This is a genomic window from Pseudomonas sp. B1(2018) (genome assembly GCF_003097365.1).
GTDB lineage: Bacteria > Pseudomonadota > Gammaproteobacteria > Pseudomonadales > Pseudomonadaceae > Aquipseudomonas > Aquipseudomonas laurylsulfatiphila.
Genome location: NZ_PYUK01000005.1, coordinates 162,675 through 178,596, shown reverse-complemented (window position 1 = coordinate 178,596; position 15,922 = coordinate 162,675). Strand labels below are relative to the sequence as shown.

Here is a 15,922-nt window from a genome sequence, read left to right as displayed (position 1 = left end):
AGAAATGCGCATGTCCAAGAATTATTCGGGTCCCGGCAGCACGCTGACTTTTGTGGCGCCAGACGGTGGCGCGATGGCGGGGGTGCCGTTGGTGCTGGTTGATACGGTGGTCATCCCGATCGCCAGTGGTGTGGCGGGTGATGTCTTGGTCGGCCATCTCGACGGCGTCTGGCGCCTGCCTGCCGATGCAGCGCTGCTGCAGGGGCAAAAGGTGGCTCTGCAAGCCGGCGTGCTGGTTGATCCGCTCACGGCTACTGGTGACACGGTGCCCTTCGGCAAGCTGATGAGTGCTCCGGTCGGCGGTATTGCCGAAGCGTTGTTGATTCAGTGACCACGCTGGGCCGCTTTCGTGACGTCACAGCCCGGATGGATGCAGTGCTGGTCGATCGCCTCGGCGATCGCGCCATCAAGCCGGACGGCCTACCGTTGTCCGGTGCGTTCTTCTCGCCCTTTGTCGGTGCGGATGTCGGCGGTAAATCGAAAAGCGTGCGCCTGGGCAATGCCATCGTGACGGATAACGTTCTGGCACCCACCTTCACCGCTCGCGTGGTGGAGGCGGTGGGCATCGAGAAAGACTCCTTTCTTACCATCGATCTACCGGCGGAGCAGGGCGGTGGTCGCTACAAGGTCAGCAAGCGCGAGCCGGACGGCGCCGGCATGGTCACTTTCATACTGAGTTTGAACAATGGATGAGCTGACGATCTTACACAATGCGATCGAGGCGACATTCCGCGCCGGCTTGCCGTCGGTGGTGAGCGTCGAGGCGTTTCCCGAGCTGAATGCTGAAGTCGGTCTGCCGGCGGTGTTGTTCGCCCTGACGGAAATCGGCGAAGCACCCGACAATGGCAGCGGCAAAACTTCCCTGAGCGGCCGCTTTCAGGTGTGCATCATGGTCGATTCCACAATCAGCAAAGCGGCCTTGCAGGCTGCCATTCTGGCCGCAGAGATCAGCAAGATTTTGCGTGGGCAGTATTGGGGGCTGGACTTTGTCGAAGAGGTGCAGGAGGTGCGTGCATTCCCGGACGACTCGATGCCGGAGCTGGCGCAATTTGTGGTGTGGATTGTTGAGTGGAAGCAGATATTCCAGATCGGTGAAACCGAATGGTTATGGCCAGTCGAGCCGCCGGGTTCTCTGTACCTGAACGTCGATGGCTGCACCGGTACCGGCAATGAAGATCACTACTTTCAACCGGAGGATCTGGCATGGGATACGCCAGCGCCGAACACGACCGGATGATAGCCGCCATGCTGCTGCCCTGCGTGGTGGTCGGCGTAGATCTGATGGCCGGGCGGGTGCGGGTCAAGGCCGGAACCTGGGTCAGTGCCTGGGTGCGCTGGCATAGCTTGGCCGCCGGTAAGGCCCTTCATTGGCGTGCGCCGAGTACGGGGGAGCAGGGCGTGCTGTTCAGCCCCAGCGGTGATCCGGCCATGGGCACCTTTATCCCGGGGTTGTATGGCAACGCCGGGACGCCACCGGACAACCGCGAGCACGTCGAGGCCTGGCATTTCGACGATGGCGGCTCACTGGTCTACGACTGGGAAGCCGGCAGCTACAGCATTGCGCTGCCCGAGGGCAGTCGCGCGACTATCACGGTCGGTGGCTCGCAGTTTGAAGTGACGCCGGATCAAGTGCGGGTGACGGCCAGCCAAATCACCCTGGCGGGTGAGGTGGCTATCGACGGATCGCTGAGCGTGTCCGGCGACATCAGCGGTGCCGGCACGATCATGGATGCCGGCGGTAACAGCAGCAACCACTCGCATTGAGTGCACATTCACTTTGAGCCCGCCGCGCGCGGGCTTTTTCATGTCTGGAGAAAAGCATGACGAGTAAAACCAAGGCCGTTCCCGCCGCCACGGATGCACCCGAGCCGGCCACGCTGAGCATCTTTCGCGACACGCTGTACACCTCGCGGGTGCTGATCCTGCTGGACGCCGGGCGCACCTTGAAAGTGGAAAAGGGTCAGGTCGCGGTGGCATCGGATGACACGGTCGCGCTCGAGTATTTGCATGGCCGCAAGGATTTTGTTGCGGTCGAGGGCTGATCCCATGATCGGGATGATCGGACTGGACCGCCGCACCGGCCAACTCATTTCCGGCCTCGATCACCTGCGCCAGTCCATCGAGGACATCTTGTCCACGCCCTTGGGCAGCCGGCGCATGCGCCCGGAGTACGGCAGCAAGCTGCGGCGCTTTGTCGACCTGCCGGTCAATGACGGCTGGAAAAGTGCGGTGCAGGCGGAGGTGGCCAGCACCCTGGGTCGCTGGGAGCCGCGGCTGAAACTCGGACGTGTGCGCGCCGTGGCCATTCTCGACGGGCGTATCACCTTTGAGCTGACTGGGCAGTACCTGGGCAGCGACGTGACTTTGGAGGTGTCCGCATGACCATGGAACTGGCGGCCCTGCCGCCGCCGCAAGTGCTCGAAGACCTCGACTTCGAGGTCGTCTACCAGGAGAAGTTGGAAGCCTTCCGTCTGAGCATGGGCGACAACTGGAGCGCGGAGCTGGAGAGCGACCCAGTGCTCAAGCTGATCGAGCAGGCCGCGTATGGCGCCTTGCAGAACCGGGCGCGGGTCAACGACGCGGGCAAGGCGTTGCTTTTGGCCCACGCCGAGCGGGCCGACCTCGATCACCTGGCCGCCAACGTCAACCTGCAACGCCTGGTGATTCAGGCCGGAGATCCGAGCACGGTGCCACCGACGCCGCAGGTGCTCGAAGAGGACGATGCCCTGCGTGAGCGGGTGCAGATGTCGTATGAGGGGCTGACCACGGCGGGACCGCGAAACAGCTACATCCTGCATGCGCGCAACGCCTCGGGCCTGGTTGCCGATGCCACGGCGGAAAGTCCATCACCCGCCGTGGTGGTGGTCACCGTGCTCAGTCTGGAAGGCAGCGGCGCCGCCTCGCCGGAACTGCTGGAAGAGGTCCGGCTGCACCTAAATGACGAAGACGTGCGGCCGGTGGCCGACCGCCTCACGGTGCAGAGCGCTATGGTCATCGACTACCACATTGAAGCGGTGCTGTACCCGCAGGCTCCGGGGCCCGAAAACGAAGCCTACCTGGCCGAAAGCCAGAAACGTCTGAGCGAGTGGATCAACCCACGCCGTCGCCTCGGTCTGGAAGTGGCGCGCTCGGGGATCGATGCGCAGTTGCACATTCCCGGCATCGCCAGGGTAGAGCTGCTGGGCTGGACCGATATCAAGCCTAGCAAGGCCGAGGCCGCGTATTGCACCGGCTACGCCGTGACGCTGGGGGCCTGACATGAGCAGTCAGTTGCCCCTCAACAGCACGCCGCTGGAGCTGGCTGTGGAAGCGGCCAATTACGAAAACACACTGATTCCGCTGCGCAGTTTGTACAACGCCGACACCTGCCCGGAACACTTGTTGCCGTACCTAGCGTCGGCCTGGTCGGTGGACCGCTGGAACAATAACTGGACGCAGGAGGCCAAGCGCACGGCGATCCGTTCGGCGTACGACGTGCATGCACGCAAAGGCACCATCGGTGCGCTGCGTCGGGTGGTCGAGCCCTTGGGCTACCTGATCGACGTGGTCGAGTGGTTCGACACCGTGCCGGAAGGCGTGCCCGGCACCTTCGCCCTAGAGGTCGGCCTGAACGATGCCGGTATCACCGAGGAACTATACGAGGAACTGGCGTGGTTGATCGACGACGCCCGTCCGGTCAGCCGGCAAATGACCAACCTGGCGCTCAGCCTGCAGACCGAGGGGGTGCTGGGCATTGCCGTGTGCGTGCAAGAAGGTGAGGAGATCGACGTGTACCCGCCGGCCCCGAAAGACATCGACGTGACCGGCACTTTTGGCCCGGCGCTCTGCGTCGATGAAACCGATACTTTGGACGTTTATCCCTATGATTGATAAAACCAGTCAGTTTTTTGCCATTCTCACGGCGGTCGGTGAAGCCAAGCACGCCAATGCCATTGCTATGGGCTTGGACTGGATGTTCACCGAGATGGGCTTGGGCGATGCCAACGGCACTGACCCGATTCCCGATCGCCTGCAGACTCAGCTGATCAACGAATGGCGCCGGGCGCCGATCAACCAGATCCGGGTCGATCCGGCCAATCCCAACACGGTGATCACTGAGCAGATTATTCCGCCGGAAGTCGGCGGCGAATGGATTCGCGAGATCGGTCTGTACGATGTCGACGGTGATCTGGTGGCGGTGGCCAACTGCGCGCCAAGCTATAAACCATTGCTGGACCAGGGCAGTGGCAAAACCCAGGTCGTGCGGATGAATTTCATCGTCAGCAGCTCGGCGAACATCGTGCTGAAGATTGACCCGGCGGTGGTGCTGGCCACGCGTGAATACGTCGACCTGGCGATCAGTGAGGCGCTGGCCAAGCTGGATCACAAACAGTCAGCGCGGGTGGCGGCCACGGTCGCCATCACCCTGAGCAATGTGCAAACCATCGATGGCGTGGCCGTGGCCGCCGGTGATCGCGTGCTGGTGACCGCCCAGGCCGAGGCCCAGAACAACGGTGTCTACGTGGTCAGCGCCGAAGGCTGGACGCGGGCCGTCGATGCCGACAACAGCCTGGAAGTGACACCGGGGTTGTTTATCCACGTCGAGCAGGGCACGACCAACGGCGACAGCCTCTGGCAGTTGGTCACCGACGCGCCGATCACCCTCGGCACCACCGGTTTGCAGTTTGAAATGATCGCGGGCGGCAGTGGGGGCGGTGTGGGCACTTTTCGCAGTGTCACCGTCGATGCCCTTGGGCGTGTGATCGCCGGCACCAATCCGACCACCTTGGCCGGCTACGGCATCACCGATGCCCTGGCGGTGAGTGAAAACCTGGGCGATGTTGCGGATGTGGTCGAGGCTCGGAATAACCTCGGGCTGGGCACCGCCGCGACCGCTGACGTGCAGGTCCATCTGCACGATGGAACGCCTGATGCGCTGATGAAGGTCGGAGCGTTCGGCTGGGGCGGGCCCGCCTATGCGGTCAGTGATGTTGACATCGGTGGCTTGAACGCGGAGACGGCCCTCTATTTCATCAGCAATGGCATAGGGGGGCCAGGTGGCGGGATCTATGAGGGTTGGGTTCGCGTCTCGGCGATTACACCAGGTCAATATGCCTTCCAGGAGATTTATGGGAATGCCGACCACACCCTATACCGTCGGGCCTTGACTGCCGGTGTTTGGGGCGAATGGGAAAGCATCTGGGACTCAACCAATCTGGTTAAACAAACCTCTCCCCAAGATGACACGCCAGGCCGTGTATTGCTCACGGGTGCTTATGGCATCGGTCACGGGGGGATTGTCCTTCCCGACGGCACCGATCTAAACACAGTCACCACCGTGGGTATGTACCGAGTGAACCCCGGCCCGAACGTTCCAGAGGGTGGTCAATTCTCCCCCATGCTGGTTGCAGTCAGTCAAGACACCCTTTGGCAACAAATCACCAGCTATAACTCCGGTACAACCTATACCCGAGGCGCAGTTCAGACCCCAGAGGGATATGAATTCAGTGAGTGGGTAACGGGTTGGAACACTAGCAACTTTGACCCTGCTGCGTACCAGGCGGCACTGGGTTTCACTCCCGTGCAGCAAGGCGGTGGTGCGGGTCAGGAGTCGAATAAGGTCTACATTGGTTATCGACCCGCCTCGAGCGACGTGGGTTTACAGGTTGATGCAACCGACTTCGGGAAGATCTGGACCGAAAGCAATTTTGATCCTGCTTCCATATTTGCCGTCCCTATCGGCGTGCCGTTTCCATGGCCAACCGCTACGCCACCCGAGAAATGCGTGTTGATGGGGGGGCAGCCGTTCAATGTCGAGTGGTACCCGATATTGGCAGCCGTATATCCCAGCGGCTTCTTGCCAGACCTACGCGGGGAATCGATTCGTGGTCTGGACGGCGGGCGCGGAATTGACCCGGACTCCGGGCGCCCGGTATTGAGCCTTCAACTCGACACGATGCAAAACATGACGGGTGAGCTCAGGCTGCAGGACGATGATTCGATGTTGCTTGTTAACACCGCGACCGGCGTATTTACGGCTACTGGTTATACGACGGCCAATATCCCTGCTGCACCAAGCATGACTACAACGGGCTATATGTCTGCAACTTTTAATCCATCGGCAGTTGTCCGTGTGAGTACCGAAACCCGTATGCGTAACGTGGCGTACAACTACATCTGCAGGATGTACTGATGACTACTTTAGTGAATGGTTTTTTTGAAGAGAGCGGCTGGGTCGAGGCTTACACGTTCAGTGAATCCACAGGTGAATACCTCGGAAAGAACGAAATCTATGTGAGCGCTGGCTGCGGTCTGCCGGCTGGCGCAACGCTGGATGAACCACCACAAGCTCCGGAACAACAGGTGGTCGTTAGACAGCAGGATGCATGGGGTGTCGTGCCCGACTTCCGGGGCGTGGTTTTCCGCACCACTGACGGTGCCGAGGTGACGCACTCGATGCCGGGCGAGTTGCCGGCCGAGCTGACGGCTTTGCCGCGACCGAGTGCGGCCTATATTTGGGATGGTCTCGTTTGGGTGCTCGATGCCGCACGCGATCTGGCGCTACAGAGCCGGCGAGAACGATCGTGGATCGAAAATGAACTGCACTGGGCTGGCCGAGAGATCGACAAGCATCTGGATGCTGACCCGGCCGCGCTCAACACCGAACTCGCCTGGCGCACCTACCGCAATGAATTGCGGGCCTGGCCAACTTCGCCAAACTTTCCAGACAGTGATAAACGGCCGCTAAAGCCGGACGGGCAGGCCCGCACCGCGTCCTGACGCCCCGCATTGCCGGGGCGTTTTCTTTTCTATTTTGCACGTCACCGCACATCCCCACGGCCCCGCTTATGCGGGGCTTTTTCGTTTCTGGAGCATCACTCTATGAGTTTCTTTCACGGCGTCACCGTGACCCTGGTGGACACCGGCGCCCGGCATATCGCCACCCCGTCCGCGTCGATCATCGGCCTGTGCAACACCTTTACCGTGGGCCCGCCAGCCACGGCTGCAGCCAACGAATTGCTGCTGATCACCCGCGAAAGCGAAGCGGTCGCCGCCTGGGGACCGGATGCGGCGATCACCCAGGACTGCAAGGCCATTTTCAAGCGGTCCAAGGCGGTGATTGTCGCCGTCGGCGTGCCGGTGCTGGAGGATCCGGCCGAACAACTGTCGGCGATCATCGGCGGGGTTTGGGCCGACGGTAGCCGGACCGGCATGCAGGCGTTGCTCAACGGCAAAAGCAAGTTCAACGCGCAGCCACGGTTGTTGGTGACGCCGGGGTATTCGGCGACGCTGGCGGTGGCCACCGAGCTGGTGGCGCTGGGCGACAAGATGCGGGCGATGGCCCTCCTCGACGGGCCGAACACCACCGACGAAGCGGCGATCGCCTATGCCGAAAATTTCGGCAGCAAACACGCCTACATGGTCGACCCGGGCGTGCAGTTCTGGGACACCGGAACCAGCGCTACCGTCAACGCACCAGCCTCGGCCTGGACCGCCGGCCTGTTTGCCTGGACCGATGCCACCTACGGCTTCTGGGCGTCGCCGTCGAACAAGGAGTTTGTCGGCATCACCGGCACCACGCGGCCGATCGAGTTTCTCGACGGCGATGCGTCCTGCCGGGCCAACGTGCTGAACAACGCGAATATCACCACGATCATTCGTGATGACGGGTACCGGCTGTGGGGCAACCGCACACTGTCCAGTGACCCGAAATGGAAGTTCGTCACCCGCGTGCGCACGCTGGATATCGTCATGGACGCCATCCTCTACGCGCACAAGTGGGCGGTCGACCGCTCGATCACTGCGACCTACGTCAAGGACGTGACCGAAGGCCTGCAGGCGTTCATGCGCGACCTGAAGAATCAGGGCGCGATCATCAACTTCGAAGTCTATGCCGACGAAGAGCTGAACACCTCCAGCGAACTCAGCGACGGCAAGGTGTACTGGAATATCCGGTTCACCGATGTGCCGCCGGCCGAAAACCCGAACTTTCGCGTGGAGGTGACCGATCAGTGGATCACTGAAGTGCTGGACACCGCCGCCTAAGGAGGCCGCTTTATGATTCCGGAAGTGCTCTACAACACCAACCTGTTCGTCGACGGCATCAGCCTGCAAGGCGATGTGCCGAGCCTGACCCTGCCCAAATTGACCCTCAAGACTGACGAATACCGCGCGGGCGGCATGGACGCGGCGGTCGAGCTCGACATGGGTATGGAGAAGCTGGAAGCCAGCTTCCTCACCAATGGCGTGCGCCGCGAGGTGCTGAAGTTCTTCGGCCAGTCCGACCTGACCGGGTTCAACGCTTCGTTCCGCGGTGCCTTTAAGGGTCAGAAAGGTGTGGTCAAGTCGGTGGTCGCCACCCTGCGGGGCAGCCTCAAGGAAGTCGACCCGGGGGACTGGAAACCGGGTGAAAAAGGCGAGTTCAAGTACGCCGTCGCCGTGACCTATTACAAGCTGGAGATCGACGGCAGCGTGATGTTTGAAATCGATCCCCTCAACTCGATCCGCGTCATCGATGGCACCGATCAACTGGCCGCTGTGCGGTCTGCCTTGGGCATGTAAGGAATTCCACCATGAGTAACGCAAAAGACAATGTCCTGCCCAAGTGGCTGCAACTGGGCGATGGCATCGCCACCGTCCTCTTATCCAAACCGAGCGAGGCCAATGGCATCAAGGTCGACAAGCTGACCCTGCGCGAGCCGACGGTGCGTGAGATGCGCGCCGCGACCCTGCAGGGCGGAAGCAACGAAGAAGAACAGGAAATGGTCTTGTTCTGCAGCCTGGCGAGCATCGGCCGCGCGGATTTGGAGGGGCTGCTGATGCGTGATTACCGTCGTCTGCAGACCGCCTATTTTCGTCTGGGAGCAGACGACGGGGTTTAACCCCCGCCTGCAAAAGGCCCTGGCCAAACGCCTGGCTGTCGAGCTGAATTTTTCGGCGGCCGAGATTCAGGGCCTGTCGTTTTCCGAGATGGTCTGGTGGCTCACGGACTGAGCCCATCCCCCTTTGAACACAGGTACCCTGCATGGCGAACAAACTCTCGCTCGGGCTGGTGATTGGCGGTGCCGTCGATTCTTCGCTCGGCGCCGCCTTCAAGAACGTCAGCGGCGAAATGAAAAAGCTCGAGGCGCAAACCATGCGCGCCAAGGGCTTGCAGAAAGTCATCGGCGAAACCATACGCCTGCGCGATGAATGGAAAAAGGCTCACGACAGCGGCGCGGCCAACGCCGATGCCCTGCTACGCAAACTGGAGACCAACGCGAGCAGCCTGCGCAAGCAGGGGGTCGAAGTCGGCCGCCTGCGTCAGGAGTACCTGGCGCTGGGCAAGGTGGTGCGAAGCGCCGAGTTCAAGGCCAAAGGCATGGCGCAGGTGCAGGAGGGGCAGGAAAGCCTGCGTAGCGGTTTCGGCACGGCGGTGGCCGGCACCACCCTGGCTGCGGTGCCGACCAAAGTCAGTGCGGATTTTCAGGCGATCATTCGTGACATCGCGATCAAGTCCGGTACCGCCAATACTCAACAGGAAGTAAGTACCGCCCGCGACATTGTGCAGACTTCGAAAGACACCGGCATGGCCAACACCCAGGTGGCCGAGCTGGTGAACCAGTTGGTCGGTGGCGGCATGGATCTGACCGAAGCGCTGAAGTACGCCCCGGTGGCCGCCAAGTTTGCGGTCGGGCAGGGCGCGTCGGGCACCGACACGGCAAAGATGATTCTGGCGATGCAGAACAACGCCAAGATCACCGACCCGATAAAAATGGAGCAGGCCTTGGCGTCGGTCGCGTTGCTGGGCCAGCAAGGCAGCTTTGAAGCGGCCGATATGGCCAAGTGGTTTCCGGAACTTCTGGCGCAGATGGCCGGCAGCGGCATCACTGGTCAGGATGCGGTGACCCAGCTGGGCGCCATGCTGCAGGTTCAGATCAAGAGCGCCGGTAGTGCCGATGAGGCGGCGAACAACCTGAAAAACTGGATTGCGAAAATCGGTTCAGGGGAAACGGTCAAAGGTTATGCCGATGCCGGGATTGACTATCAGGGCTCGATGAATGCCGCCATTGGCAAGGGCCTGTCGACCTTTGAAGCCAGTTTTGAACTGGCTCGCCGGTACGTGGAAAAGACCGACCCGAAAAAGGCCAAACAGCTGGATCAGGGCCTGACCAAAATTAACCAGGAGACGGACCCGGCCAAGGCGCAAGCGATGGCCGATGCCCTGGCCGCGACCCTGCGCACCGGCGACGTGTTTGCCGACATGCAGGTCAAGACCGCGCTGATGGCCTACACCCAGAACAAAAAACTGTATGCGGACCTGAAAAGGGACGCTGCGGACCCCAATGGCCAGCGCAATGACATACTCGACAAAAACCTGAGCGAGCGGCGCGAGGCCTCGTCACAACGCTGGGCCGAAACCGGTCAGGCGTTCAACGATTCGCTTCGGGCTATCGGGGATGCCTTGCGTCCGGCGACAGATGCGCTGGCCACCGGGATTGGTGCGGCAGCGCGTGGATTGACCGCGTTGTCCGAGGAAACGCCCAAGGCGGTGCTGGGCTTGGCGGCACTCACTGCCGGAGCGTTGGTGCTGGGCAAGGCCTGGGCCGCACTGAAGATCGGCCGGGGGTTGGTGAACATCGCCCGTGGTTCAGCCGGTGACCGGTCCAACATCGTGCAGCGGGTGTTCGTGACCAACGCGGATGACGTTGATGACGACGGGCTGGATCGAGATCCAGGTCGAAAACGAAAAGGTGCCGGAAGTCGGGTGTCCCGCGGTTCCCGCTTTATGAAAGTTGGCGGGGCGCTGGCGGCGGTCGGCGCCGGAATTGAGGTGTTGGACACTTACCAGAACGCGACCACGCGCGATGAGAAGGCCGAAGGCTACGGCGAGGCGGCAGGTACCCTGGCTGGTGGCCTGGCGGGTGCAGCGGCCGGCGCGGCCATCGGTTCGATCATCCCACTGATTGGAACCGCGATTGGCGGAGTGATCGGTGGCATGGTCGGCGCGTGGGGCGGCGGTGACGTGGGTGCGACCATGGGCAAGGCCTTGTTTGGCGGGCCGGACACGCCGGCCAAAGCACCGATCGGCATCTTGCCCATGACCGCCGGCGAAGGGGTGGGAGCGGTCGTACGCTCGATTGAAAACGCTACCACTGTGCCGGTGACGGCGGCGGCATTGATGTCGAACACGGCGGCAAAAACACCCGAATGGCCGAAGGTTGATCAGCAATTCACCTTCGCCCCGGCTCCGGTTTTTCAGGTGCACGGCGATGTGAAAGACCCGGCGCAGTTCGTTCAGGAAATGATGCCGTACCTGCGGCGCCAGTTCGACGACTTTGCCCGGGAGGCGCGTGACCGCCAGTTGTTTGATGCGCCCCATGTGGGCTAAGGAAGTGTTATGGCGGATGAAAAAACCTACCTGGAGCACCTGCAGGGTGGCCTGAAGTACATGGTCGACGCCGGCGAAACCGGCCGCACGGACATCGAGTCAATGACCGGACCCATGAATGGCGCGCTCAATGAAATCAGCGGGGCGGCCGATGCGCTGGAAGGCTTACCCTTTCTCAGCGAGGAGCTGAGCGACAAGACCCGCCGCCTGCAAAGTGCAATCAACTCGGCGCAGGCCAAGATCGGCAAGGTGGCCAGCTACTACAACCAGACCCAGCGCGCCCTGTCTCAATTTGATGAGCACTTTTCCGCGTTGACTGAGCAGATTGGCCGCTTTGGCGCGGCGTTCAACAAGGTCGCCGGCAAGGCCAATGCCGCGCTGGGCAACATCTTCCCCTCGGAATGGTTTGCCGGCGACATGTCGCCGATTCCCGACGCGGTGAAGCCGTTCCCACACCTGCTGATCCTCTACCCACTGAAAGCCAATGAGCGGCCGTACTACTTCAACCTGGACACCGCGGCGTTTGACGAGCTGCGCCGGCAGACGGCGTTTCGCTGGGCCGCGCAGGAGCGCCTGACCCGGCGCCCGGCACAGCAGGCGGTGGGCCAGGGTGAGGAAAAAATCACGATCAAAGGCGCGATCTACCCGAGCTACAAAGGTGGGCTGAAGCAGCTGGATAGGCTGCGCAGCATCGGTGCCAAGTTGCTGCCGCTGAACCTCACCACCGGTTATGGAGAGGTGTTGGGCAACTGGTGCCTGACCAATATTGACGAAGAGCAAAGCGCGTTGCTACCCGGGGCGATCCCGCGCAAGCAGGGCTTTTCATTGGAGTTTGTCCGTTATGGCGATGACCTGCAGAACGGCTGATGGGGATCTGCTCGATACCCTGTGCCACCACTATTACGGCCACCTGAACCGCAGTGTCGAGGCAGTGTTGGCGGCCAATCAGGGCCTGGCCGATGAGCCGCAACCGTTCCGGGCCGGCGTGCTGATCACGCTGCCGGACTTGGTGGTGGAGCCGGACAGCGTCATTTCGTTGTGGGATTGATGGACTACACTGGTGTCGCTTCTTGTTTAAAACCCCTTACTTTCTTGCCCGCCTTGTGCGGGTTTTTTTTTGGAAAAAATCCATGACGCCTAATTTTCGCATCGTGGCCGACGGTGCCGACATCACTACCTTGATCAATGATCGGATGATCTCGCTGCAGCTCTCCGATCGGCCCGGGATGGCCTCGGATTCGTTTGAGCTGCGCATTGATGACCGCGACGGCGCGGTGTCGCTGCCCGTGCGTGGCGCGAGCATTGAGGTCTACCTGGGGTATGCCGGCGCCGACCTTACGCGCATGGGCCGCTACACCGTGGACGAGGTGGCGGTTTCCGGCCCGCCGGACACGCTGGTGATCAGCGGCAAGGCCAGCGACATGCGCGGCAGCGGCAAGACCACGCGCAGCGGCAGTTGGGAAGACGTCAGCCTGGCGCAGATCGTCGGTGACGTGGCCGTGCGCAATGGCTGGCAGCCGTCGTGCCCGGTCGACACCCGGGTGCCACGCATGGACCAGCTCAATGAATCCGACTTCAATTTCATCACCCGCGTGGCCAAAAAACACGACTGCACCGCCAAGGTGGCCAACGGCAAGCTGCTGGTCCTGCCGCGACAGGGTGGGCAGAGCGCCAGTGGCAAGACTTTGGCGGTCATTTCCCTGCAGCGCAGTGACGTGACCCGCTGGCAGTTTCGCTTGAGCGACCGTAGTACACACCAAGGCGTCAGCACCCAGTATCAGGACCCGGCCAGTGGAGAGTTGCTGATCTCGCACCTGGACAACCCCAACGTGCCGGAAGGCTTGCCGCCGGTGCACACCGACCGGCATCTCTACCCGGACAGAACAGCCGCTGATGAGGCAGCGAAGGCGCGTCTGGCGGCGTTCAATCGTTCCACCGCCTCGGTCCGCCTGGACCTGCCGGGCCGGACCGACCTGTTTGCCGAAAGCATGATCGAGGCACTGGGCTTCAAGTGTGGACTCGATGGCGAGTACCTCGTGGAGTCGGTCGATCACACCTTCACCCCATCCGGGTGGACGGTGTCGGTGGAGTGCAATGGCGGCAAGGAGGGCAAGGCCAAGGCCTCCGGCAAACCGCAGAAAGAGGTGCTTGAAGTGCCTGGTGGAATGCCCTAAGAGACGTAAGGACACTCAGTCGGTCGATGTGAGCGTTGCATGGTGACCCGAACACCTGTCACTTCATGGCGTTCGGGGATTGCGGGTAAAGGTTAAACGGTATCCGAAATTTTGATGCCCATAATCTCCATTGTGAGATGAGGTGCACCGACAACCGAGCCTTTGAGCTCAATTGTTCCAGCTTCATAATTCACCGTTCCGGCAGCATTCAATGTGTAGCTGTCTATTCTTACTACGTTGGTATTTCCGTCTAGCCATTTACTAATTTTAAATTGAGACTTGAACGCACCTGATTGAACAGGAACATCCCCCTGATAAAGGTAGTGAGGGTCACCACCATTGGCTTTTCCATCCTTCACTACTACAAGACCACTACCGAAAGCACCCGTGTTGGCCTTGAAATTCACAGAAAAAATTCCGTTAGACATCGTGCAGACTCCTTCGCAATGACAGGGGTGAGCATAGGGTTCAACGTCATTTACGCAAGTAAGTTGAATCCAAACAGTATTACTAATCACGTAAAGGAGCGGCCAGTCTGGATGCGTCAACATTCAGCCTGGCCACCGTCCCCGCAGATTGTCCCTGCAAGTCCCGCCAAGGCTCCTGCTCTGTGCACAAAGCAGAGCGAGCCTAGCACCTGTTTATTTATACAGTAAAGGTCTTGCTATCTATGTCTTCACCTATCATCCCTTGGATGGGCGGCAAACGCCGCCTGGCCGACCGCCTCATCCCACTGTTTCCACCCCATGAATGCTACGTCGAAGTCTTTGCCGGCGGCGCCGCGCTGTATTTCATGCGACCCCAGGCTGCGCCGGTGGAAGTGCTCAATGACATCAACGGCGACCTAGTCACGCTGTATCGCGTGGTGCAGAACCATCTCGAGGAGTTCGTGCGCCAGTTCAAATGGGCGCTCAGCTCACGGCAGGTGTTCGAGTGGCAGAAAATGACACGCGTCGAAACCCTCACTGACATCCAGCGTGCCGCCCGATTCTTCTACCTGCAGCACCATGCCTTCGCCGGCAAGGTCTCCGGGCAGACCTTCGGTACCGCGACCACCACACCGTCGATCAACCTGTTGCGGATCGAGGAGAACCTCTCGGCCGCCTGGCAGCGTTTGTCCGGCACCTACGTCGAGAACTTGCCCTGGCTGGAATGCGCCGAACGCTACGACCGGGCGCATACGTTCCATTACATGGATCCGCCGTACTGGCAGACCGCCGGTTATGGCGTGGATTTTCCGTTTGAAAACTACGAGCGGATGGCCGACTTCATGCGCCGCTGTAAGGGGAAGGTGATGGTCAGCATTAACGACCACCCGGACATCCGCCGAGTGTTCGAAGGCTTTCACTTCGAGACGCTGGATATCCGCTACACCACGAGCAACCAGCGGCAGGGCAAGGCCGAGGTCAGCGGCGAATTAGTGATTATGAATTGGGAGCCCGCAGCCTTGGGAGGGCTGTTCTAGCAAGAAGGGTAATCAAGTGACTTTCCTTAAGCAGCACTGCTCTCCTGATCCAGTGATCCACGTAGACGAGATACTGGCGTTCGGCTACGCTGCTCAAAGCTACGTCGTATGGTTACCTTTTTTGACATTAACTTGAATCAGATCTTAGGTGCGGTAATGGACTATCTTTCACATGTTTTGACATTCCTTGCCGGTTTGGGCGCAGGGTGGACACTCAAGATTTTTGTGAGTAATCGATCCTCGCGAAAATCTAGAACAACGTTTGCTAATCAAACGGGAAATAGTGTTGGCGGGGATATGGCTGCTGGTGACATCAATAAAAATAACAAAGTGTAGCCTGAACCTTGTTTACGAATCAAAGTGGGAACGTCGCCAATGATATTGCTGGTGGCAATATAAGTAAAACAAGCATCAATATCATAAACTCTGCTTCGGTAGAGGAGCTTGCGTTACTATATGCAAAGCTTAAAGTTGATGGGTTGGGCGATCTGTCTGGGAATAGTTTCTGTCATAAGCTGCAGCATTACATGTCAGCCCCAACGGATGGTGATATTCGAGGGCTGGAAGCAAAACTGCGGGAAAGCGGTCGACTGGATATGCTTCACTTTGCAATGCTTCAGAAAGAAGCCGCAGCTAAGTTAGTGATGAAGTATCAATCATCTAAGAGTGCTCAACGGGTATACACCATATTACTGGATGAATTGCATACAATTTATATGCTTACCGTCACACCTGTAATTGAGGCGGGGGGAGATAGGCAGGCGGTAGACTTATGTATTAATCAGGCATTGCAAACTATCAAGGCAATGCTTGGTGAGAATTTTCTTGAGTTCACTGTAAAAGACTTGCTGGGCTTGTTATACTTTTTGGCAGGGAATTGCCATATTCGGTGGGACAAATGTTAATATATCACCCGGCCTTTGATGCTTATCA

20 protein-coding genes are annotated in these 15,922 nt (G+C 60.0%); 19 read left to right on the top strand and 1 reads right to left on the bottom strand.

The features are described from left to right. Window positions 1-10: 10 nt before the first annotated feature. The 17 genes from C9422_RS09875 to C9422_RS09795 all read left to right on the top strand — a co-directional run bounded on the left by C9422_RS09875 (window position 11) and on the right by C9422_RS09795 (window position 13,524). Window positions 11-331, top strand: coding sequence for a capsid cement protein (locus C9422_RS09875; RefSeq protein ID WP_116580513.1), 321 nt, complete (start codon window positions 11-13; stop codon window positions 329-331). 35 nt (window positions 332-366) lie between these two features. Continuing rightward, the gene (locus C9422_RS09870; protein ID WP_256355916.1) at window positions 367-693 is read left to right on the top strand and encodes a hypothetical protein; all 327 of its coding nucleotides are present in this window, start codon (window positions 367-369) and stop codon (window positions 691-693) included. After that, window positions 686-1,237, top strand: coding sequence for a hypothetical protein (locus C9422_RS09865; RefSeq protein WP_116580511.1), 552 nt, complete (start codon window positions 686-688; stop codon window positions 1,235-1,237). The genes C9422_RS09870 and C9422_RS09865 overlap by 8 nt, the downstream gene beginning before the upstream one ends. Beyond that, a complete protein-coding gene (locus tag C9422_RS09860) occupies window positions 1,204-1,764 on the top strand; it encodes a phage baseplate assembly protein V (protein WP_116580510.1) in 561 nt (186 codons plus the stop codon). Before C9422_RS09865 ends, C9422_RS09860 begins: the two co-directional genes overlap by 34 nt. Window positions 1,765-1,820: 56 nt before the next feature. Further along, window positions 1,821-2,042, top strand: coding sequence for a hypothetical protein (locus C9422_RS09855; RefSeq protein ID WP_116580509.1), 222 nt, complete (start codon window positions 1,821-1,823; stop codon window positions 2,040-2,042). Between the two features lie 13 nt (window positions 2,043-2,055). Then, complete coding sequence (locus C9422_RS09850) at window positions 2,056-2,382, top strand: GPW/gp25 family protein (protein ID WP_043302559.1); 327 nt, start codon at window positions 2,056-2,058, stop codon at window positions 2,380-2,382. After that, window positions 2,379-3,257, top strand: coding sequence for a baseplate J/gp47 family protein (locus C9422_RS09845; protein WP_116580508.1), 879 nt, complete (start codon window positions 2,379-2,381; stop codon window positions 3,255-3,257). Before C9422_RS09850 ends, C9422_RS09845 begins: the two co-directional genes overlap by 4 nt. Window position 3,258: 1 nt before the next feature. Beyond that, window positions 3,259-3,870 carry a phage tail protein I gene (locus C9422_RS09840; protein ID WP_116580507.1) on the top strand — a complete coding sequence of 204 codons (612 nt, stop codon included), beginning with the start codon at window positions 3,259-3,261 and terminating at the stop codon, window positions 3,868-3,870. Continuing rightward, entirely contained in the window at window positions 3,863-6,172 is a 2,310-nt protein-coding gene (locus C9422_RS32365; RefSeq protein WP_116580506.1) for a phage tail protein, read from the top strand. Before C9422_RS09840 ends, C9422_RS32365 begins: the two co-directional genes overlap by 8 nt. Continuing rightward, on the top strand, window positions 6,172-6,759 hold the full coding sequence (locus C9422_RS09830; RefSeq protein WP_116580505.1) for a hypothetical protein: 588 nt from the start codon (window positions 6,172-6,174) through the stop codon (window positions 6,757-6,759). Before C9422_RS32365 ends, C9422_RS09830 begins: the two co-directional genes overlap by 1 nt. A 102-nt stretch (window positions 6,760-6,861) precedes the next feature. Next, window positions 6,862-8,025: a phage tail sheath family protein gene (locus C9422_RS09825; protein WP_116580504.1), complete on the top strand. Its 1,164-nt coding sequence runs from the start codon at window positions 6,862-6,864 to the stop codon at window positions 8,023-8,025. 12 nt (window positions 8,026-8,037) lie between these two features. After that, a complete protein-coding gene (locus C9422_RS09820) occupies window positions 8,038-8,541 on the top strand; it encodes a phage major tail tube protein (RefSeq protein WP_085725766.1) in 504 nt (167 codons plus the stop codon). 11 nt (window positions 8,542-8,552) lie between these two features. Beyond that, window positions 8,553-8,861 (top strand): phage tail assembly protein, encoded by a 309-nt coding sequence (locus C9422_RS09815; protein ID WP_116580503.1) that lies wholly within the window; start codon window positions 8,553-8,555, stop codon window positions 8,859-8,861. 143 nt (window positions 8,862-9,004) lie between these two features. After that, window positions 9,005-11,350, top strand: a complete 2,346-nt coding sequence (locus C9422_RS09810) for a phage tail tape measure protein (RefSeq protein WP_116580502.1) — start codon at window positions 9,005-9,007, stop codon at window positions 11,348-11,350. A 9-nt stretch (window positions 11,351-11,359) separates the two neighbouring features. After that, window positions 11,360-12,217 carry a phage tail protein gene (locus C9422_RS09805; RefSeq protein WP_116580501.1) on the top strand — a complete coding sequence of 286 codons (858 nt, stop codon included), beginning with the start codon at window positions 11,360-11,362 and terminating at the stop codon, window positions 12,215-12,217. Continuing rightward, complete coding sequence (locus C9422_RS09800) at window positions 12,192-12,398, top strand: tail protein X (protein ID WP_104449514.1); 207 nt, start codon at window positions 12,192-12,194, stop codon at window positions 12,396-12,398. The genes C9422_RS09805 and C9422_RS09800 overlap by 26 nt, the downstream gene beginning before the upstream one ends. 82 nt (window positions 12,399-12,480) lie before the next feature. Then, the gene (locus tag C9422_RS09795) at window positions 12,481-13,524 is read left to right on the top strand and encodes a phage late control D family protein (RefSeq protein WP_116580500.1); all 1,044 of its coding nucleotides are present in this window, start codon (window positions 12,481-12,483) and stop codon (window positions 13,522-13,524) included. 92 nt (window positions 13,525-13,616) lie between these two features. Here the strand turns inward: C9422_RS09795 and C9422_RS09790 are convergent, their stop codons facing one another. Further along, entirely contained in the window at window positions 13,617-13,952 is a 336-nt protein-coding gene (locus C9422_RS09790) for a GrlR family regulatory protein (RefSeq protein WP_116580499.1), read from the bottom strand. 242 nt (window positions 13,953-14,194) lie between these two features. On the opposite strand from C9422_RS09790, the gene C9422_RS09785 reads away from it, so the two are divergent. Together C9422_RS09785 and C9422_RS32005 are read left to right on the top strand one after the other, a co-directional pair. Then, entirely contained in the window at window positions 14,195-14,989 is a 795-nt protein-coding gene (locus C9422_RS09785) for a DNA adenine methylase (RefSeq protein ID WP_116580498.1), read from the top strand. Window positions 14,990-15,333: 344 nt separating this feature from the next. After that, the gene (locus C9422_RS32005) at window positions 15,334-15,894 is read left to right on the top strand and encodes an ABC-three component system protein (protein WP_133249003.1); all 561 of its coding nucleotides are present in this window, start codon (window positions 15,334-15,336) and stop codon (window positions 15,892-15,894) included. Window positions 15,895-15,922: the final 28 nt, after the last annotated feature.